The 18,769-nt window shown below is 72.9% G+C and carries 16 protein-coding genes; 10 read left to right on the top strand and 6 right to left on the bottom strand.

The genetic code is table 11. The features are described 5' to 3' along the window. The first annotated feature begins 1 nt into the window (after nucleotide 1). Genes ACIBO1_RS25645 through ACIBO1_RS25600 form a run of 10 tightly spaced genes read left to right on the top strand, consistent with a single transcriptional unit; the run spans nucleotide 2 to nucleotide 12,534 of the window. A complete protein-coding gene (locus tag ACIBO1_RS25645; protein ID WP_396750801.1) occupies nucleotides 2-2,041 on the top strand; it encodes a dipeptide ABC transporter ATP-binding protein in 2,040 nt (679 codons plus the stop codon). Next, a complete protein-coding gene (locus ACIBO1_RS25640; protein WP_396750799.1) occupies nucleotides 2,038-4,089 on the top strand; it encodes a hydantoinase/oxoprolinase family protein in 2,052 nt (683 codons plus the stop codon). The genes ACIBO1_RS25645 and ACIBO1_RS25640 overlap by 4 nt, the downstream gene beginning before the upstream one ends. Then, nucleotides 4,086-5,774, top strand: coding sequence for a hydantoinase B/oxoprolinase family protein (locus ACIBO1_RS25635; protein WP_396750798.1), 1,689 nt, complete (start codon nucleotides 4,086-4,088; stop codon nucleotides 5,772-5,774). Before ACIBO1_RS25640 ends, ACIBO1_RS25635 begins: the two co-directional genes overlap by 4 nt. Then, entirely contained in the window at nucleotides 5,767-7,452 is a 1,686-nt protein-coding gene (locus tag ACIBO1_RS25630; RefSeq protein ID WP_396750796.1) for a hydantoinase B/oxoprolinase family protein, read from the top strand. Before ACIBO1_RS25635 ends, ACIBO1_RS25630 begins: the two co-directional genes overlap by 8 nt. Continuing rightward, the gene (locus ACIBO1_RS25625; RefSeq protein ID WP_396750794.1) at nucleotides 7,449-8,696 is read left to right on the top strand and encodes an amidohydrolase family protein; all 1,248 of its coding nucleotides are present in this window, start codon (nucleotides 7,449-7,451) and stop codon (nucleotides 8,694-8,696) included. The genes ACIBO1_RS25630 and ACIBO1_RS25625 overlap by 4 nt, the downstream gene beginning before the upstream one ends. After that, entirely contained in the window at nucleotides 8,693-9,106 is a 414-nt protein-coding gene (locus tag ACIBO1_RS25620) for a nuclear transport factor 2 family protein (protein WP_396750792.1), read from the top strand. Before ACIBO1_RS25625 ends, ACIBO1_RS25620 begins: the two co-directional genes overlap by 4 nt. Continuing rightward, nucleotides 9,103-10,107 (top strand): zinc-binding dehydrogenase, encoded by a 1,005-nt coding sequence (locus tag ACIBO1_RS25615; protein ID WP_396750789.1) that lies wholly within the window; start codon nucleotides 9,103-9,105, stop codon nucleotides 10,105-10,107. The genes ACIBO1_RS25620 and ACIBO1_RS25615 overlap by 4 nt, the downstream gene beginning before the upstream one ends. Next, nucleotides 10,104-10,433 (top strand): TIGR04076 family protein, encoded by a 330-nt coding sequence (locus ACIBO1_RS25610; RefSeq protein WP_396750787.1) that lies wholly within the window; start codon nucleotides 10,104-10,106, stop codon nucleotides 10,431-10,433. The genes ACIBO1_RS25615 and ACIBO1_RS25610 overlap by 4 nt, the downstream gene beginning before the upstream one ends. Continuing rightward, a complete protein-coding gene (locus tag ACIBO1_RS25605) occupies nucleotides 10,433-11,431 on the top strand; it encodes an LLM class flavin-dependent oxidoreductase (protein ID WP_396750785.1) in 999 nt (332 codons plus the stop codon). The genes ACIBO1_RS25610 and ACIBO1_RS25605 overlap by 1 nt, the downstream gene beginning before the upstream one ends. An 11-nt stretch (nucleotides 11,432-11,442) precedes the next feature. Further along, nucleotides 11,443-12,534, top strand: a complete 1,092-nt coding sequence (locus ACIBO1_RS25600) for an alpha/beta hydrolase family protein (protein WP_396750783.1) — start codon at nucleotides 11,443-11,445, stop codon at nucleotides 12,532-12,534. Nucleotides 12,535-12,588: 54 nt separating this feature from the next. Here ACIBO1_RS25600 and ACIBO1_RS25595 read toward each other — a convergent pair whose 3' ends face one another. From ACIBO1_RS25595 to ACIBO1_RS25570, 6 genes are read right to left on the bottom strand one after another with little or no spacing between them, the layout of a single operon-like run. Beyond that, nucleotides 12,589-13,233 carry a helix-turn-helix domain-containing protein gene (locus ACIBO1_RS25595; protein ID WP_176093722.1) on the bottom strand — a complete coding sequence of 215 codons (645 nt, stop codon included), beginning with the start codon at nucleotides 13,231-13,233 and terminating at the stop codon, nucleotides 12,589-12,591. A gap of 51 nt (nucleotides 13,234-13,284) precedes the next feature. Beyond that, nucleotides 13,285-13,908 (bottom strand): GNAT family N-acetyltransferase, encoded by a 624-nt coding sequence (locus tag ACIBO1_RS25590; RefSeq protein WP_396750781.1) that lies wholly within the window; start codon nucleotides 13,906-13,908, stop codon nucleotides 13,285-13,287. Continuing rightward, nucleotides 13,905-15,446 carry an ABC transporter ATP-binding protein gene (locus ACIBO1_RS25585; RefSeq protein ID WP_396750779.1) on the bottom strand — a complete coding sequence of 514 codons (1,542 nt, stop codon included), beginning with the start codon at nucleotides 15,444-15,446 and terminating at the stop codon, nucleotides 13,905-13,907. The genes ACIBO1_RS25590 and ACIBO1_RS25585 overlap by 4 nt, the downstream gene beginning before the upstream one ends. Beyond that, nucleotides 15,443-16,276 (bottom strand): ABC transporter permease subunit, encoded by an 834-nt coding sequence (locus ACIBO1_RS25580; protein WP_396750777.1) that lies wholly within the window; start codon nucleotides 16,274-16,276, stop codon nucleotides 15,443-15,445. Before ACIBO1_RS25580 ends, ACIBO1_RS25585 begins: the two co-directional genes overlap by 4 nt. Then, the gene (locus ACIBO1_RS25575) at nucleotides 16,273-17,217 is read right to left on the bottom strand and encodes an ABC transporter permease (protein WP_396750774.1); all 945 of its coding nucleotides are present in this window, start codon (nucleotides 17,215-17,217) and stop codon (nucleotides 16,273-16,275) included. The genes ACIBO1_RS25580 and ACIBO1_RS25575 overlap by 4 nt, the downstream gene beginning before the upstream one ends. Then, nucleotides 17,214-18,761, bottom strand: a complete 1,548-nt coding sequence (locus tag ACIBO1_RS25570; RefSeq protein WP_396750772.1) for an ABC transporter substrate-binding protein — start codon at nucleotides 18,759-18,761, stop codon at nucleotides 17,214-17,216. The genes ACIBO1_RS25575 and ACIBO1_RS25570 overlap by 4 nt, the downstream gene beginning before the upstream one ends. Nucleotides 18,762-18,769 lie beyond the last annotated feature (8 nt).

The raw sequence follows: 18,769 nt of genomic DNA, 5'->3' as shown, positions 1-18,769 counted from the left end.
CATGCTCTCCATCGAGAACCTCTCCGTGGTCATCCACCGTGCCGGCCGGCAGGTGGCCGCCCTCAGCGACGTCAGCCTCACCGTCCGGCCCGGCGAGGTGGTCGGCCTGGTCGGCGAGAGCGGCGGCGGCAAGAGCATGGTGGCCCGCGCGGTGGTCGGCCTGCTGCCCACCGGCGCGCACGCCAGCGGGCGGGTCCGCTTCGACGACGCGGACGTGCTGCGGATGGACGAGGCGGCCCTCGCCGCGCACCGGGGACGCGGGGCGGCGATCTGCTTCCAGAACCCGCGCGGGGCGCTCAGCCCCACCCGCACCGTGGGACGCCAGCTCACCGACCGGCTCGTCACCCACCAGGACATGTCCGCCGAACGGGCCCGCGAGGCCGCGCGGGAGCTGTTCGAGGCGGTCGGCATCCGCAACCCGCAACGCCGCCTGGAGGCGTACCCGCACGAGCTGTCCGGCGGCATGGCCCAGCGGGTGATGATCTCGCTGGCCACCGGCTGCGCCCCCGGTCTGCTGATCGCCGACGAGCCGACCACCGGCCTGGACGTGACGCTCACCCGGGAGATCCTGCGCCAGTTCCGGCACGCCGCCGACGTGGACGGCCGCAGCGTCCTGCTGATCTCGCACGACCTCGCGTCGATCGCCGAGGTCTGCGACCGGGTGGTGGTGCTCTACGCCGGCACGGTGGTCGAGAGCGGGCCTGCCGACCAGGTCTTCCGGGAACCGGCGCACCCCTACACTCGGGCGCTGCTGCGGTCGGTGCCCGACGTCGGCGGTCGACCGGTGGTGGCCACCCCCGGCGCCATGCCGCTGCTGCGCGAGGCGCCGCACCAGTGCCCGTTCGCGGCCCGCTGCCCGCACGCCGACGACACCTGCACCAGCAGCCGTCCACCCACCGCCCCGATGGACGCGCCGGCCGGTGGGACGGACGCGCCCGCCGCCGACTGGTCGCTGGCCTGCTACCACCCGCAGACCGGCGCGATCACCACCGACGAGGCGGTACCCGCCCCGGCTGCCGAGCCCGGCCCGACCGAGACGGGGTCCGCCGTGCTGGAGATCGAGGACGCGCACGTGGTCTACCGCAGCCGCTTCGGCTCCGGCGGACACCACGCGCTGCGCGGCGTGAGCCTGCGCCTGGCACCCGGCGAGACGCTCGGCGTGGTCGGCGAGAGCGGCTGCGGCAAGAGCACCCTCGCCAAACTCATCATGGGGCTGGTTGCACCCTCCTCCGGCTCCGTCGCCGTCACCGGTCAGCACCTGGTCCGGCAACCGGGCCGCCCCGCGCCCCGGGGCCGGAAACTGCGTCGACTGCGGACCCGCGCCCAGCTCGTCTTCCAGGACCCGATCGGGTCGCTGAGCCCGAGGCGTACCGTCGGCGACTCCATCGCCGAGCCGCTGCGCGCCGCCGGAGTGCCCGCCGCCCAGCGGGAAGCCCGGGTCGCCGCCGTGCTGGACCGGATGGAACTCGACCGGTCCATCCTGCGGCGCTACCCGCACGAACTTTCCGGCGGTCAGGCCCAGCGCATCGGCATCGCCCGCGCCCTGGTCGGCGAGCCCGACCTGATCGTCTTCGACGAGCCCACCTCGGCCCTCGACGTCACCGTGCAGGCCCAGATCCTCGACGTGATCGCCGACGTCACCGCCGACACCGACCGGGCCTCGGTCTTCATCTCGCACGACCTGGCCACCGTCCGGGGCTTCTCCGACCGGGTGGCGGTGCTCTACCTCGGTCGCGTGGTCGAGGAGGGGCCCGTCGACGTCGTGTTCGACGACCCCCGCCACCCCTACACCCGGGCACTGCTGGCCAGCGCGCCGCGACTCGGCACGCCGCCCGCGTCCGTCGCGGGGGTGGAGCTGGTCAAGGACCTGGAGGAGACCGACGCGGCCACCGGCTGCGCGCTCGCCGCCCGGTGCCCCTTCGTCACCGACACCTGTCGCTCCCAGCCGCAGGAACTTCAGTCGTACGGCGCGAGCCGGGCCGCCTGCTGGCGCGTCCCGGAACTTCCCGCCCTGATCGGAAAGCAGGCCGACACGCCATGACTCGTCGCCCCATCCGGCTGGCCGTCGACATCGGCGGCACGTTCGTCGACGCGATGGAACTGGACACCCGCACCAACCGGGTGCGCTTCCGCAAGGCGTCCACCACCCCGGCCCGTCCCGCCGACGGGGTGCTCGCCGCCATCGAGGCGCTCGGCACCGACCTGTCCGAGGTGGAGCTCTTCACGCACGGCACCACGCTGGGACTCAACGCGGTGCTGGAGCGGCGCGGCGGCCGGACCGGGATCATCACCAACGAGGGCTTCCGTGACATCTTCCTGATCGGCCGGGGCAACGTGCCGTCGGACCACATGTACGACTTCCAGTACCAGCGCCCGCCGAGCCTGGTGCAGCGCCGCTTCACCGCCGGGGTACGCGGTCGCCTCGACCACCGGGGCCGGGTGGTGGAGGAGTTGGACCCGGACAGCGTCCGCGCCGCCGCCCGCACGCTGGTGGTGGACCAGCAGGTGACCTCGATCGCCATCTGCTTCCTGCACTCGTTCCTGGACCCCACCCACGAACGCGAGGCGGCCCGGCTGATCCGCGAGGAGTTCCCCGAGGTCAGCCTCTCGCTCTCCACCGACATCGTGCGCGAGTACCGCGAGTACGAGCGGACCAGCACCACCGTGCTGGAGGCGTACATCCGGCCGATCTTCGAGCGGTACGTCGACGAGTTGGAGTCCGGCCTCTCCGAGCGGGGCTTCGCCGGGCAGTTCCTGATCATGCGCTCCGGCGGTGGCTCGATGACCAGCGCGGTGGCGAAGACCTCACCGACGCACACCGTGCTGTCCGGCCCGGCCGGTGGCATCGTCGGTGCCGCGTACCTCGCCTCGGAGCTGGGCCGGGAGCGGCTGCTGACGTTCGACATCGGCGGCACCTCGCTGGACGCCTGCGTGATCGAGAACGGCACCGCCGTCGCCGCGTACGAGGCGCAGTTGGAGCACTTCCCGCTGCTGATCCCGACGTACGACATCCGGACCATCGGTGCCGGCGGCGGCTCGATCGCCTGGCTGGACCGGGGGCTGCTCAAGGTGGGGCCGCAGAGCGCCGGGGCCGACCCGGGACCGGTCTGCTACGGGCGGGGCGGCACCCGACCGACCGTCACCGACGCGGCGGTGGTGCTCGGCTACATGGACCCGGACCGGTTCCTCGCCGGCACCATGGGCCTGCACGACACTGCCGCGCGGGCGGCGATCGACGAGCAACTGGCGCAGCCGCTCGGGCTCGACGCCACGGCCGCCGCCGCCGGAGTCTTCGACGTGCTGCTGGCCCGTACGGTGGGCGCGGTCCGCCAGATCACCGTGGAGCGGGGGCACGACCCCCGGCACTTCTCGCTGCTGGCCTTCGGCGGCGCCGGGCCGCTGCTGGCTCCGCTGCTGGCCCGCGAGATGGGCATCGGCGAGGTCGTCGTGCCGTTCGCGCCGTCCGGCTTCTCCGCCTGGGGCATGCTGTCGGCGGACATCGTGAACGACTTCAGCCGTACGGTGATGGCCGGCCTCGACGAGGTGGGGCTGGACGAGCTGGAGGAGCTGTTCAAGGCCGTCGAGGCGGAGGCGGTCGCCTCGCTGGTGGAGCAGGGCGTGCCGGCCGACCAGGCCGTGCTGGAGCGCCAGTTCGAGGTGCGCTACCTGGGCCAGGAGCACAGCCTGATGGTGACCGTCGGGTCGACGCTGGATCGTGACGCGGTGCGCGGCGCCTTCGACGAGGTGCACCGGGCCCGCTACGGCCACACCATGGACAACCCGCTGCAACTGCTCAACCTGCGGGTCCGGGGCATCGGCCGGACCACCCGCCCGGAGCTGGGCACCCACCCGCGCGGCGACGGTGACCCGTCCCGGGCGCTGCTCACCCACCGCGACGCGTACGACTTCGGCTCGCGCGCGGTGGTCCCGTTCGCGGTGTACGACCGGGCGGCGCTGGAGCCGGGCGACACGTTCAGCGGTCCGGCCCTGGTCGACGAGGGCACCTCCACCACGGTCGTGCCCAGTGGCCAGCGCGTCACCGTCGACGAGCACCGCTACCTGCTGGTCACCCTGGAGGAGTCGGCATGACCACACTGGACGGAGCGCAGGTCGAGGTCGTCCGCAGCTATCTGCTGTCGGCGGCCGAGGAGATGCGGGCCACCCTGATCCGGACCTCGTTCAACCCGGTCATCTACGAGGTGCACGACTTCGGCCTGTCGATCTACGACGCCGACCTGCGCCTGGTCGCCGAGGCCACCGGGCTGACCTTCTTCCTCGGCGCGAACGACTTCTCGCTGGCCAAGGGCGTGGAGTACGTGGGTCGGGAGAACCTGCACCGGGGTGACGTGGTGCTGTTGAACTACCCGTACTGGAACGCCGCGCACGCGTACGACGCGACGCTGTTCGCGCCGGTGTTCCGGCCCGACCCGGCGGACGCCGACGCCGACGGCGACCTGGTGGGCTTCCTCTGCGTCCGGGCGCACTGGATGGACCTGGGGGCGAAGGACCCGGGGTACGTGTTGGACTCGACGGACATGCACCAGGAGGGGTTGATCTTTCCGGGGACGAAGGTGGTGTCCCGGGGTGTGCCGGTGCGGGAGATCCATGAGTTGATCCGGTTCAACTCGCGGATGCCGGACGCGGTGTTGGGTGATCTGCACGCGCAGATCGCCGCGCTGCGCACCGGCGAGCGTCGACTGCTGGAGATCATCGAGAAGTTCGGCCGGGACACCGTCTCCGCCGCCGTCGACCACATCATCGCCGACGGCGAGGCCCGCACCCGGGCCGCGCTGGCCACCCTCCCGCAGGGCACCTGGACGGCCGAGGACTGGGTCGACGACGACGGCATCACCGACGACCCGGTCAAGATGCGGGTCACGGTCACCGTCAGCGACGAGCGTTTCGTGGTGGACTTCGCCGGCTCGGCACCGGCCACCCGGGGGCCGATCAACATGCCGTTCGGCGCGACCGAGGCGATCTGCAAGGTCGTCCTCAAGTCGTTGACCTCGCCGGACGAGCCGTCGAACGCCGGGACCGTGGCCCCGCTGGAGGTCCGCGCCGAGCCGGGCACCCTGTTCCACGCGGTCTACCCGCAGCCGACCTTCACGCTCTGGACCGGCATCGTCGCCGTCGAGTTGATCCTCAAGGCGTTGGCGCAGGGGATGCCGGAGCGGTTGCCGGCGTCCAGTGGTGGTGACGTGCCCGGGTTCATGATGGTCGGCGCGAACCCCGAGACGGGTCAGATCTTCGCGGTCAGCAACAACGACCTGGTCGGCTGGGGCGGCACCGGAGAGCACGACGGCATGGAGGCCGCCACCCACGTCTCCGGCAGCACCGGGCGGGGCACCCCGATCGAGGTGATGGAGGCCCGCACCGGGATGTTCTTCGAGCGGGTGGAGATTCGGACGGATTCGGGTGGTGCGGGGCGCTTCCGGGGTGGGTGTGGGTTGCGGCGGGATATTCGTTTCGTGTCGTCGGGGGAGTTCCTGTCGGTGATCAAGAAGACGCGGAGTGCGCCGTGGGCGTTGGCGGGTGGGTTGTCGCCGGAGCCGAATCAGGTGGTGGTGTTTCCGGGTACGGATCGTGAGGCGCGGGTGAGTACGCGTCGGACGGCGGTGGTGGCGGGTGATCGGGTGTCGTTGTTGACCGCTGGTGGTGGTGGTCATGGTGATCCGGGTCTGCGGGATCCGGAGGCGGTACGCCGTGACGTGGCGGAGGGATACGTCTCCGCCGACGCCGCCCGTGAGGTCTACGGGGTGGACGTCGATGGGTGAGCCCCCGGTCGACGGCGCGACCGTCGAGGTGATCGGCAGCTACCTCACCTCCGCCGCCGAGGAGATGCGGGTGACGCTGGTGCGTACCGCCTTCAACCCGGTCATCTACGAGGTGCACGACTTCGGCATCTCCGTCTACGACCGCCACCTGCGGCTGGTCGCGGAGTCGACCGGGCTGTCCCGGTTCCTCGGCGCGAACGACTACTCCCTGGCCAGGGGCGTGGAATACGTGGGTGGGGAGAACCTGCACCCCGGCGACGTGGTGCTGCTCAACTACCCGTACTGGAACGCGGCGCACAGCTACGACGCCACCCTGTTCGCCCCGGTCTTCCTGCCCGACCCGAATGGCGCCGACGGGGAGGAGCTGATCGGCTTCCTCTGCATCCGCGCGCACTGGATGGACCTGGGGGCGAAGGACCCGGGCTACGTGTTGGACTCGACGGACATGCACCAGGAAGGGTTGATCTTCCCTGGGACGAAGGTGGTGTCCCGGGGAGAACCGGTGCGGGAGATCCACGAGTTGATCCGGTTCAACTCGCGGATGCCGGACGCGGTGCTGGGTGACCTGCACGCGCAGATCGCCGCGCTGCGCACCGGCGAGCGCCGACTCACCGAGGTGTACCGCCGGCACGGCACGGCCACCGTGGACGCCGTGGTCGAGCGGCTCATCGCCACGGCCGCCGAATCCGCCGCCGAGGCGGTCGCCGCCCTGCCGCAGGGCACCTGGACGGCCGAGGACTGGCTCGACGACGACGGCGTCACCGACGAGCCGATCCTGATGCGGGCCACGGTGACCGTCGCCGACGGCACGTTCACCGTGGACTTCGCCGGTTCCTCACCGGCGGTCCCCGGCCCGGTGAACCTGCCGCTGGGCGCCACCATCGCCACCTGCCGGGTCGCCTTCAAGGCGATCACCACGCCCACCGAGCAGAGCAACGCCGGGCACTTCGCCCCGCTGCGGGTACGCGCCGAGCCCGGCACGCTGTTCCACGCGGTATACCCGGCGGCGACCTTCACCCAGTGGACCGGGACGGTCGCCCTGGAGCTGATCTACAAGGCGTTGGCGCAGGGGATGCCGGAGCGGCTGCCGGCGTCCAGTGGTGGTGACGTGCCCGGGTTCATGATGGTCGGCGCGCACCCGGAGACCGGTCAGATCTTCGCGGTCAGCAACAACGACCCGGTGGGCTGGGGCGGCACCGTCGACCACGACGGCATCGGCCCGGCGAACCACCTGTGCCAGACCCAGGCCCGCAACACCCCGGTCGAAGTCCTGGAAGCCAAGACCGGGATGTTCTTCGAGCGGGTGGAGATTCGGACGGATTCGGGTGGTGCGGGGCGGTTCCGGGGTGGGTGTGGGTTGCGGCGGGATATTCGTTTCGTGTCGTCGGGGGAGTTCCTGTCGGTGATCAAGAAGACGCGGAGTGCGCCGTGGGCGTTGGCGGGTGGGTTGTCGCCGGAGCCGAATCAGGTGGTGGTGTTTCCGGGTACGGATCGTGAGGCGCGGGTGAGTACGCGTCGGACGGCGGTGGTGGCGGGTGATCGGGTGTCGTTGTTGACCGCTGGTGGTGGTGGTCATGGTGATCCGGGTCTGCGGGATCCGGAGGCGGTACGCCGTGACGTGGCGGAGGGATACGTCTCCGCCGACGCCGCCCGTGAGACCTATGGAGTGATCGCATGAGCACCGTCGAACCGAACCTGCTGCTGGCCCACTGCACCGTGCTGGACGCGCGCGTGGTGGACGGCGTGGACCCGGTGCCGGACGCCGCCGTCTGGGTACGCGGCGACCGGATCGCGGCCGTCGGCCCGTACGCCGAGGTGGCGAAGGAGGCCCGGGCCGCCGGAGCGGTCCGCGAGGTGGACCTGGACGGGGCGTACCTGACGCCCGGTCTGGCCAACATGCACACGCACTTCTCGCTGTCGCTGCCCGGTGCCGGCGGCGACGATGTGAAGACGATGGGGCCGCACGACCTGGCGTACTACATGGCCGACGGGGCCCGGCGCACGCTGCACTGCGGCGTGACCACGGTGCGTTGCGTCGCCGAGAAGGACCACGCCGACTTCGCGTTGCGCCGCGCCATCGCCGCCGGTCGGGCCCAGGGCCCCCGCATCCACACCGCCGGGCGGGCGCTGGTCTGCACCGGCGGGCACGGCCACGAGAGCAGCGACACCCTGGAGTGCGACGGACCGGTCGGGTTCCGCCACGGCGTCCGCAGCCAGATCAAGGCCGGCGCGGACCTGATCAAGGTGATGATCTCCGGCGGCATCGCCGGGGAACACGAGCGCATCAACACCCCGCAGTTGTTCACCGACGAGCTGGCCGCGGTGCTGGAGACGGCCCACGCCTGGGGCCGCAAGGTGACCGCGCACGCCGGACCGGCCGAGGTGATCGGCGCGGCGGTGGAGCTGGGACTGGACTGTGTGGAGCACGGCTACCAGCTCACCCCGCAGGTCGTGGCGCGGATGGCGGAGCAGGGCACCGCCCTGGTGCCGACGCTGCTGGTGACCCGCTGCAAGGAGTTCTTCGACGAGCTGGGCGTACCGGAGTGGATGCAGTGCCGGTCGCTCGGGGCCGGACCCCGGCACCTGGAGAGCTTCGCGATGGCCGTCGACGCCGGGGTGGAGGTGCTGCTCGGCAGCGACATGCCGCCGTTCTGGCACTTCGAGGGCACCAACGCCACGGTCCGGGAGCTGGAGTACATGGCCGAGCGGATCGGCCCGGCGCGGGCGTTGCACGCCGGCACCCGAGGCCCGGTGCGCTGGCTGGGCGTCGAGGAGGACCGGGGCACGGTCGAGGTCGGCAAGCTGGCCGACCTGATCGCGATGGACGAGGACCCGCTCGCCGCCACCTCGGCGTTCCGGGGTGTGCGCTGGGTGATGAAGGGCGGGCGGATCGCCCGGGACGACCGGACGGAGACGGCATGACGATCGTGGCAACCGACGCGGCGCTGATCGACGCGCTCATCGACGACCTGTACGCGGCCTTCCTCGCCGGGGACCGCGACCGCTTCGACGGGCACCTGCACGCCGACGTGACCACCTGGGAGACCCACCTGCCCGGGCCGCTGCGGACGCGGGCGGAGCTGGACGCCTACCGCGACCAGCGCGACGCCGCCGGTGAGCGCCCGCAGTTGGCGGTGCTCGCGGCGCAGGACAAGCGCATCGACGTGTGGGGCGACGTGGGCCTGGCCCGCTATCTGCTGATCGCGCGGGCCGACGCCGAGGAGCCGCCGTCGTCCGCCCGCGTCACCGACGTGCTGCGCCGCGTCGACGGCCGGTGGCAGATCGTGCACCACCACTCCGAGTCGATCAGCGAGCCGGTGGCGGCGGGATGATCCGGCGGCTGGTCGCCTACGACACGGGTGAGCCCGGTCGGGTGCTGTCGGTCGCCGAGCGGCCCGACGACCCCGCGCCCGGTCCCGGTGAGGTCCAGCTCGCGGTCCGCGCGGTGGGGCTGAACTACCTCGACGTCTCGCTCTGCCGGGGCGAGTACCCGGTGCGGCCGGAGCCCCCGATGACCCCGGGTGTCGAGGCGGCCGGTCGCGTGGTGGCGGCCGGTGCCGGTGCCGAGCACCTGCTGGGTCAGGAGGTCATCGCCTGCCCGGCGCTGCCGCGCGGTGCCCTCGGCGACACCGTCACGGTCGACGCGACCGTGGTGGTGCCCCGTCCGTCCACGGTGGACCCGACGGTCGCGGCGGCCCTGCCGGTCACCTACCAGACCGCCTGGTTCGCGCTGGAACGCGCCGGGGTCACCGCCGGGAAGACGGTGCTGGTGCACGCCGGTGCCGGTGGGGTCGGCATCGCCGTCACCCAACTCGCCGTCGCCCGGGGCGCCCGGGTCGTCGCGACCGCCGGTGGCCCGGCGAAGACCGAGGTCTGCCGGGCCCAGGGTGCCTCCGTGGCGATCGACTACACCGGCGAGGACTTCGTGGCGGCGGTCCAAGAGGCCACCGACGGGCAGGGCGTGGACGTGGTCGTCGACCCGGTCGGCGGCGACCTGCTCGCCCGATCGCTGGACTGCCTGGCGTTCGAGGGCCGCCTGGTCAGCGTGGGCGCGGCCGGTGGCCCGCCGCCGCCGGTCGACCCGGCCCGGCTGATCGCGGCGAACGCCGATCTGATCGGGCTCTCCTGGGGCTCGCAGTACCCGTGGCGTCGCCCCGAGGCGGTCGCCGACGCCTACCGGGCGCTGTTCGACCTCTGCGACTCCGGCGCGGTCCGGCCCCCGGTCAGCCGGGTGGTGTCGCTGGCGCAGACCCCGGCGGCCCTGGACGACCTGGCCGCCCGACGGACCACCGGCAAGATCATCGTACGACTCGACGAGGAGGAGCGAGGATGACCGACAGCCCGGACGGCGACATGGAGATCTACGACCTGACGGTGACCGTGGACCGCATCGAGGGACGCTCGGTCTGTGGCATGGCCGTCGGCGACTCGTTCGACCTGGTCAACAGCGCCCACCTGAAGCTGCCTGACGGCAAGCACTTCTGCGTCTACGCCCTCGCCGCCGTGCTGCCCTTCCTCGCCGCCAAGCAGCGGGACCTGGCCGCCGGGGACTGGCTCGACCAGGACTCGCACTTCGCCTGCCCAGACCCGGAGGAGCGGCTGATCATGAAGGTGGAACGCACCTGCCGCCGCCGGATGAACTCGGCGGACCTCACCTGATGACGGTCGAGATCGGACTCGGCCTACAGAGCGACAAGCCTGCCGGCGCGTACGCCCGGCTGGCCCGTGCCGCCGAGTCGCACGGATTCGACGTGCTGACCGTCTTCGGCGACCTGATGTACCAGCCACCGATCTTCCCGCTGCTGGAGATGGCCCAGGCCACCAGCCGGGTACGCCTCGGCCCGGCCTGCCTCAACCCGTACAGCCTGGCGCCGTACGAGATCGCCGGTCAGCTCGCCGCGCTCGACCTGGCCTCGGCCGGACGGGCCTATCTGGGGTTGGCGCGCGGCACCTGGCTCGGCGCGGTCGGTCTGCCCCAGCCGAAGCCGCTGGCCACCATCGAGGAGGCGGCGGCGGTCGTCTACCGCCTGCTGCGCGGTGACCGGGAGGGCTACCGGGGGCAGGTCTTCACGCTGGCCCCGGAGACCGCGCTGCGCTACGCCGTGCAGCGCCCCGATCCGCCGCTGCTGATCGGCGCGTGGGGACCGAAGGGCGCGGCCCTGGCCGGTCGGATCGCCGACGAGATCAAGGTGGGCGGCAGCGCGAACCCCGACATGGTGCCGGTCGTCCGGGACCGGCTCCGGGTCGGCGCCCGTGCCGCCGGACGTGACGTGGACGAGGTCGGCATCGTCCTCGGCGCGGTGACGGTGGTGGACACCGACGGCGAGGCGGCGCGGGCCAAGGCCCGGACCGAGGTCGCCATGTACCTCGCGGTGGTCGCCGACCTGGACCCGACGGTCACCCTGCCGGACGGCCTGGTGGCGCGCGTCGGGGAACTGGTCGACGCGGGAGAGCACGACGCCGCCGGTCGGCTGATCCCGGACGAGGTGCTCGACCGTTTCGCCTTCTCCGGCACCCCCGAGCAGGTCGCCGCCCAGGCCCAGCAGCTCATCGACGCCGGGGTCCGGCGGGTGGAGTTCGGCACCCCGCACGGGCTGACCGACGACCGGGGCGTCGACCTGCTCGGCACCGCCGTCCTGCCCCTGCTGCGTCGCTGAAGGAGAGCCCCATGGACGTCACCGTGCTGGTCGGCCCGGAACTCACCGCCGATCTCGCCCTGCTGGAGTCGCTCACCACGGCCACCGCCGCCGACCTCGGCGGCACCGGTCGTCTGGTGGCCGCCGACTCTGCCGCCGCGCTGGAATCGGCGCTGGCGGCCACCGCCGCGCCGGTCGTGGTGCTGCCTGGTCCGACGGCGTCCGCGCGGTCCCTGATGAGCGGGGCCGCCCCGCACGTCGTCTGGTACGACCTCACCGTGGCCACCGCCGTCGCCGGTGCTCGCCACCTCTCCGGTCGGGGCGTCTGGGGGTTGGCCTGGGCGATCCGCCACGCGGTGCACCAGCACCGGTCCCCGGCGGTACGCGTTGCCTACGGCGCGCACGCCGACCAGTGGGGTGAGCTGCGACTGCCCACGGCGGACACGGCACGTCCGGTGCCGGTCGCGGTGCTGCTGCACGGCGGCTTCTGGCGGTCGTACTGGGGCGCCGACCTGATGGACGCGCTCGCCGTGGACCTGGCCGCACGCGGCTACGCGGCGTGGAACGTGGAGTACCGGCGGCCGGACCGGCACGGCTGGGACGCCACCACCGCCGACGTGGCGGCGGCACTGGCGGTGCTGCCCGTCGTGACCGACGCCGGTGCGCTGGACCTGGACCGGATCGTCGTTCTCGGCCACTCGGCCGGTGGGCAACTGGCGCTGCGGGCGGCGGCAGACCTGGCCGACCCCGCCTCGGCGCCACGGGTCGCCCTGGCGGTGTCGCTGGCCGGTGTGCTGGACCTGGCCGAGGCCGACGGCCGTCAGCTCGGGGACGGTGCGGTCAGCGCCGCCCTCGGTGGTACCCCGACGACCGTCCCCGAGCGGTATGCGGCCGGTGACCCGATGGCGCGACTGCCGATCGGGGTGCCCACGCTGCTGGTGCAGGGGGCGGGCGACAGCCCGGACCTGGTCGATATCAACCGCCGGTACGCGGTGGCCGCTCGGGCGGCCGGTGACCAGCTGACCCACCTCGAACTCCCCGGCGACCACTTCGACGTGATCGGTCCCGGCTCGGCGATCTGGCAGGCCACCATGGATCAGGTGGGGCGCAGTCTCGGGCGGTGAGCCCGCCCGGAGTTGCCGGCTTGTTTCATCAGAGTGAACAAGCCGGGGCCGCCGTCAGAACAATCGGGGCGTGACGACCGAGACCACGGTGGTCACCGCGTCGGTGTCGTTGTACATCGTGTGCGGCACCGTGGAGCGCAGGTGCACGCTGTCTCCCGGATGCAGCCGGTGCTCGACTCCGTTGACCTCGTAGAGCAGCTCGCCGGAGATGACGTAGGCGAACTCCTCGCCCGCGTGGCCGTACGCGTTCTCCCGCCGGCCGCCGGGGGCGATGTGCACCAGCATCGGTTCGAGCAGCAGGTCGGGCCCGCGTTCGGAGAGCATCCGGTAGGTCTGCTGGCCCGACACGTATTGCGTGGCGGTGGTCTCCGCCCTGGTCAGCGAGAAGTGGTGGGGCAACGTGGTGACGGTGCCCCCGACCGGCGCGGTGCTGGCGTCGAAGAAGTCGCCCACCGTCCGGTCCAGCGCCTTGGCCACGCTGCCGAGCGCGGTCAGCCCGATCGACGAGATGCCGCGCTCGACCTGGGACAGGAAGCCGATCGACAGCCCGGACCGGGACGCGAGGCCGCGCAGGGTCAGCCCGCGTTCCTTGCGGTACTGGCGGATCCGGGCACCGACCAGGTCGGCCGGAGTGTGGCCGTTGCTCCCGCCGTCGGGGCGGGCCTGCTCCGGGACCGGATGACTGCCCGTGGACCGCATGGGGACCTCCTGTCGCGCTGGCCGGAACCCGTCCGACACCCGTGTTCGATGCTATCGAACGGAGGTGGCCCTTGGGGAAGCCCCCGACCGTGCCGAATCGGCGGCGATCTGGTCCCCGTGTGCCGATCCACGGCCGGGGAGCGGGATCTCGAAGTGGACGGTGGGGGAGGCGTGTGGATCACCGTCGCGCGGGTCGTGCACCAGGTCGGCCACCCCGCGCCAGAACGCCTCCGCGCCGGGCACCCGGGTGTCGGTGTGCAGATAGACCACCCGGTAGTCGGGTTGCCCGGCGGCGAACGCGACGGCCCGCCGCACGAGCGCTCGGGCGAGCCCGTTGCGCCGGTGCTCGGGACGGACGTAGACCCGGAACAGTTGCGCCGTGCTCGCCGCCGGATAGCGCTCCGCCAGCCAGCGCGGATGCGGCGGGCTGTTCGGTGCGGCGGCGCGTACGGCGGTGGTGGCGACCACCTCGTCGCCCTTGGTGGCGACGAACAGGGCGTGTCGCTCCGGCCGTAGGTAGGTGTCGGCCAGGTCGATGACGTCGGCGTGCCAGCGCGGCTGGTAGCCGTGCCCGAAGACCTGGTAGAAGGTGTCCAGCATGACGCTGCGGGCACCGTCGAGGTGCTGCGGCCCGGCGGTGCGGATGTCGTACGGTCCGGTCGTCTCGTCGGTCATGTCCTGCTCATCTCCTCGGTGTCGGGTGTGGTTGCGGGTAGCGCGATCGTCGGGTCCAGCAGCGCGCGGGTCAGCGGCGACCGGGCAGCGGCGGGCAGGTCGGCGGTCCGACCGTGCTCGACGACCCGACCGTGGTCGAGCACGACCACGTGGTCGGCGAGCCGGACGACGACTTCGGGGTCGTGCGTGATGACCAGTAGCGCCAGGCGGTGCGCCTGTCGCAGCTCGTCCAGCAGGGTGAGGATCCGGTCCCGGTTGACGCCGTCCAGCCCGGAGGTGATCTCGTCGCAGACGAGCAGACGCGGCCGGGTCAGCAGGGCCCGGACCAGGGCGGCGCGTTGCAGTTCGCCCCCGGAGAGCCGGTCCGGGCGGCGGTCGACCAGGCCCCGGGCGAGGCCGACCTCATCCAGCAGGGCACGCGCCGCCGGCAGCACGTCGGCGGGTCCCTGCCGCCGCAGCCGTACGGCGGGCCGCGTCACCTGCGCCAACACCGGCGCGTACGGGTGGAAGCTTGCCCGGGGGTCCTGGAAGACGTACTGCACGGCGGCGAGGTCGGCCGGGTCCCGTCGGTCGAGGGAGGCGGCCAGCCGACGGCCGTCGAGGGTGACCGTGCCGGTGTCCGGCCGGTGCAGCCCGGCCAGACAGCGGGCGAGGGTGGTCTTCCCGCTGCCGGAGCGGCCGATCAGCGCGAGACACTGCGCGTCGCCCAGCGTCACGTCGACGCCGTGCAGGACGGCGGCACCCCGGTGCGCAGCGGTCAGTCCCTCGGCCCGCAGCAGCGCGCCGGTCGACGGGGACCCGGCGGCGGGACGGGCCGCCGCAGCGGACCGGTCGGGTTCCCCGACGACCTCGCGCGCCGGACCGGTGGCGACCACCACGCCCCGGTGCAGGACGATCGCGTCGTCGGCGATCGCGCGGACCAGGTGCAGATCGTGGCTGAGCAGGACGACGGTGACCCCGGTGGCGGCCAGGCGGCGCAGCTCGGCGGCCACCTCGCGGCGGTTGAGGCCGTCCTGCCCGGTGGTCGGCTCGTCGGCGACCAGGACCCGGGCCCCGGCCAGCAGGGCGTGCGCGATGACCAGTCGTTGCTGCTGCCCGCCGGAGAGCTGGTGCGGGTAGCGTCGCAGGATGTCGGCGGGCAGCCCCACCCGGGTCAGTGCCGCCCGGACCGTCTCCCGTACGGCGGCGCGGCGGGCCCGGCGGCCGGAGACCGGGCTGTGTCGGCGGGCGATCTCGTGCAGCACGGGACCGATGCGGCGTACCGGGGTGAGCGCGGCCGAGGGCTGCTGCGGGACGTACCCGACGAGTCCACCGGGCGCCGGGTTCCCGGGATCGACCACCCGACCGTCGATCTCGACCCGGCCGGTGAAACGTACGCCGGGGCCGACCTCGCCGAGCAGCGCCCGCCCGAGGGTGGACTTGCCGCTGCCGGACGGACCGACGACGGCGAGCACCCCACCGGCCGGCACCGCGAACGACACGTCCCGCAGCAGCCGGTGTCCGTCGGCGACGGCACCCAGCCCGTCGACCCGGATCATCGGACCTCCTCCCGAGTACGCGCGCTGTCCGGTTCCGCCACCGGCTCCCGGCCGGTCAACAGCGCGTCGGTGACCAGGTTGACGCCGACGGCGAGCGCGACGAGCAGCGCGGCGGGCACGACGACCGCCCACGGTTGCAGGAAGATCCCGCCCCGGTTGCGGTCGACCATGACCGCCCAGTCGGCGGCGTCCGGGGCGACCCCGATGCCGAGGAAGCTGGCCGTCGCGACGAGATAGACCGCGCCGATGAAGCGCACCCCGGCGTCGGCGAGCAGGACCCGACGGATGCCCCGCGCGACGTAGCCCATCGCCCGCTGCCACCAGGTCTCCCGGTAGAGCCGCATCGCCTCCATCACCGTGCCGTGGGCCAGCGGCAACGCGGCGGCGCGGGTGATCCGTGCGACCTCCGGCAGGGTGACGATCGCGACGATCACCACCAGCGTCAACGGCCCTCGGGGCGCGGTGGCGGCCAGCAGGATGAGCAGCAGCAACGACGGGATGGCGAGCAGCAGGTCCAGCGGGCGCATCAGCGCCTCGTCGAGCCGGCGGTGCCGGGTGAGGGCGGCGACCAGGCCGAGCGGCACGCCCAGCAGATAGGCCAGGGCGGTGGCGGCGACCGCGACCGCGACGACGGACCACCCGCCGAGCAGCACCTGCGCCACGACGTCCCGGCCGACGAAGTCGGTGCCGAGCAGACCCGCGCCGTCGAACGGTCGGGTCCGCGCGTCGGACTCGGCGACCAGCAAAGGTCCGGCGACCGCGAGCAGCAGCGGCACGGCCAACAGCACGACCCCGACGACCGCCCGGGGCATCCGCCGTCGGGCCGTCACCGGACACTGACCGTACGCGGCGCGAGCCGGAACGCCACCAGGTCCGCGACCAGGTTGACCACCACGGTGGTGGCCGCCACCACCACGCAGAGCCCCTGGATGGTGGGTACGTCCCGGGCGGCGACCGCGTCGACCAGGGCGGTGCCCAGCCCGGGGATGACGAAGACCGCCTCCACCACGATGACGCCGCCGAGCAGCCAGTCGGTGGTGCGGGCGACCTGCTGCACGACCGGCGCGGCGGCGGTCGGCAGTGCGTGCGCCAGCCACCGCCGCCGGGTGGAGAGACCGAGACGGCGGGCGTGCTGGACGTACTCCGCACGCAGGGCGTCCACCATGCCGGCGCGGGTCAGCCGACTGATCGAGCAGATCGGCCGGGCCAACAGCACCAGCAGCGGCAGCACCAGCACACCCGGCTGGGCGAGCAGGTCGGCGCCGACGGCGGTGGGCGGAAACCAGCCCAGCCGGACGCCGAAAACCGCCACCAGCAGGATGGCCAGGGCGAACTCGGGCACCGCGTACAGTCCGACCGCGAGGGTGGTGAGTGTCCGGTCGAGCCGGCCCCCCTCGCGTCGGGCGGCGAGCATGCCGAGCCCGACGGCGAGCGGCACCAGCAGTACCAGCGTGGCCACCGCGAGCAGCAGCGTCGCGGCGGCCCCGCCGACGATCAGGTCCAGCACCGGCCGCTGGGAGATCAGCGAGGCACCGAGGTCGCCCTGCAGCAGCCCGACCACCCAGTCCAGGAAGCGTCGCCAGGCCGGTTGGTCGAGGTCGAGCTGCGCCCGGATCAGCGCGATCCGCTGCGGGTCGGGATGGTCACCGGCGATCACCACGGCCGCGTCCCCGGGCAGCGCCTCGGTGAGGACGAACACGACGGTGGTGATGCCGGCGACCTGCCCGACGCCGAGCAGCAGCCGCTGCACGGTGTAGCGGGTCAGACTCAAGCCAGCCACACCTTGTCGAAGCGGGCCCAGTCCAGGGTGTTCGCGGGCGCCTCGGCGGAGACCCCGCGCACCTTCGGTGCGGTGGCCACCAGGAAGTCGGCGAACCCCCACACCAGCAGCCCGCCCTCGGCGTGCAGCATCCGCTGCATGTCCCCGTACGCGCGGCGGCGACCCGCCTCGTCGGGGGTGGAGACGGCGGTGCCGTAGAGCACGTCGAACTCGGGCCGCATCCAGCGGGTGGCGTTCGTGGTGGAGGTGGTCAGCAGCCGCTGCGAGATGTGCGTCTCGATCGGCATGGCACCGCTGCGGAAGGTGGCCATCACCCCGCCGTCGAGCACGTCCCGCCAGTAGGTGTCCTTGTTGCGCTGCACCGGCTCGACGGCGAGCCCGACCTGACGGGCCTGGTCGGCGAAGACGCTGGCGGCCTCGACGAAACCGGCGGCGACCGGTGCGGTGTCCAGCGGGATGCGCAGCCCGCGCGCACCGGCCCGGTCCACCAGCGCACGCGCCCGGTCGAGGTCGCGGGTGCGCTGCGGGATGTCGTCGGCGTAGTACTGGAAGCCCTTGCCGAACAGGTCGTTGCCGACCTGCCCGGTGCCGGAGAGCACCGTCTCGACGAGCTGTTCCCGGTCGGTGAGCAGGAACATCGCCTCGCGCAGGTCCCGGTTGTCGAACGGGGGACGGTCCACCTTCATCGTGAAGCCCAGCAGGTTGCTGTTCGGCATCCGGGTGATCGCGACGCGGTCGTTGCCGGTGTGCGTCCGCGCGGTGGTCGGGCTGACGTCGTGCGCGTAGTCGACCTGCCCGCCGAGCAGGGCGTTGATCCGGGCCGACTCCTCGTTGGCGATCACGTACTCCAGCTCGTCGAGGTGCGCGGCACCCTCCCAGTAGTCCGGGTAGCGGGCCAGCAGCAGCGAGCGGCCGGGGGAGAAGCTGCTGACGGTGAACGGGCCGGAGCCGATCGGCCGGTCGAACGACTCGGTGCCCTCCGGCACGATGTACGCCCCGAACGCGGCCAGGACGTTGCCGAACTCGGCGAACGGCCGGTTCAGGGCGAACTCCACGGTGCGGTCGTCCACCGCCCGGCTGGCCCGCAGGTCGATCAGGGCGAGGCTGGCCCTTGCCCGGAACGCGCGGTCCGGGTCGACGATGCGGGCGTAGCTGGCCAGCACGTCGGCGGCGCGTACCGGTCGGCCGTCGTGGAAGGTGGCCTCGCGCAACGCCACCCGCCAGCGGGTCAGGTCCGCGTTGGGTTCCCAGCTCAGCGCCAGCCGGGGCTGGATCGACACGTCGGGGCCGTAGTCGGCCAGCTTGTCGAAGATGGCCTTGGCTCGCGACGCCTCGTTGAACAGGTTCGCCAGGTGCGGGTCGAGCGTCTCGGTGGCACCGCCACCGGCGAACGCGACCCGCAACCGGCCGCCCCGTTTCGGGGTGTCACCGGCACCGGGGCCGCCGGTGGAGTCGCCGCCGCAGCCGGTGAGCAGGGCGGTGGCCAGGGCGGCCCCGCCGCCGAGCAGCGTACGGCGGGACAGGTGGATCGACATGGGTTTCC

It is taken from the genome of Micromonospora sp. NPDC049903 (assembly GCF_044460945.1).
Classification (GTDB): Bacteria; Actinomycetota; Actinomycetes; order Mycobacteriales; family Micromonosporaceae; genus Micromonospora.
This window is presented reverse-complemented; position numbering and strand designations above follow the sequence as displayed.

Bases quoted from the DNA above. Each gene is read 5' to 3' on its own strand.
- ACIBO1_RS25645 (WP_396750801.1), top strand. From the start codon at position 2: ATGCTCTCCATCGAGAACCTCTCCGTGGTCATCCACCGTGCCGGCCGG.
- ACIBO1_RS25640 (WP_396750799.1), top strand. From the start codon at position 2,038: ATGACTCGTCGCCCCATCCGGCTGGCCGTCGACATCGGCGGCACGTTC.
- ACIBO1_RS25635 (WP_396750798.1), top strand. From the start codon at position 4,086: ATGACCACACTGGACGGAGCGCAGGTCGAGGTCGTCCGCAGCTATCTG.
- ACIBO1_RS25630 (WP_396750796.1), top strand. From the start codon at position 5,767: ATGGGTGAGCCCCCGGTCGACGGCGCGACCGTCGAGGTGATCGGCAGC.
- ACIBO1_RS25625 (WP_396750794.1), top strand. From the start codon at position 7,449: ATGAGCACCGTCGAACCGAACCTGCTGCTGGCCCACTGCACCGTGCTG.
- ACIBO1_RS25620 (WP_396750792.1), top strand. From the start codon at position 8,693: ATGACGATCGTGGCAACCGACGCGGCGCTGATCGACGCGCTCATCGAC.
- ACIBO1_RS25615 (WP_396750789.1), top strand. From the start codon at position 9,103: ATGATCCGGCGGCTGGTCGCCTACGACACGGGTGAGCCCGGTCGGGTG.
- ACIBO1_RS25610 (WP_396750787.1), top strand. From the start codon at position 10,104: ATGACCGACAGCCCGGACGGCGACATGGAGATCTACGACCTGACGGTG.
- ACIBO1_RS25605 (WP_396750785.1), top strand. From the start codon at position 10,433: ATGACGGTCGAGATCGGACTCGGCCTACAGAGCGACAAGCCTGCCGGC.
- ACIBO1_RS25600 (WP_396750783.1), top strand. From the start codon at position 11,443: ATGGACGTCACCGTGCTGGTCGGCCCGGAACTCACCGCCGATCTCGCC.
- ACIBO1_RS25595 (WP_176093722.1), bottom strand. From the start codon at position 13,233: ATGCGGTCCACGGGCAGTCATCCGGTCCCGGAGCAGGCCCGCCCCGAC.
- ACIBO1_RS25590 (WP_396750781.1), bottom strand. From the start codon at position 13,908: ATGACCGACGAGACGACCGGACCGTACGACATCCGCACCGCCGGGCCG.
- ACIBO1_RS25585 (WP_396750779.1), bottom strand. From the start codon at position 15,446: ATGATCCGGGTCGACGGGCTGGGTGCCGTCGCCGACGGACACCGGCTG.
- ACIBO1_RS25570 (WP_396750772.1), bottom strand. From the start codon at position 18,761: ATGTCGATCCACCTGTCCCGCCGTACGCTGCTCGGCGGCGGGGCCGCC.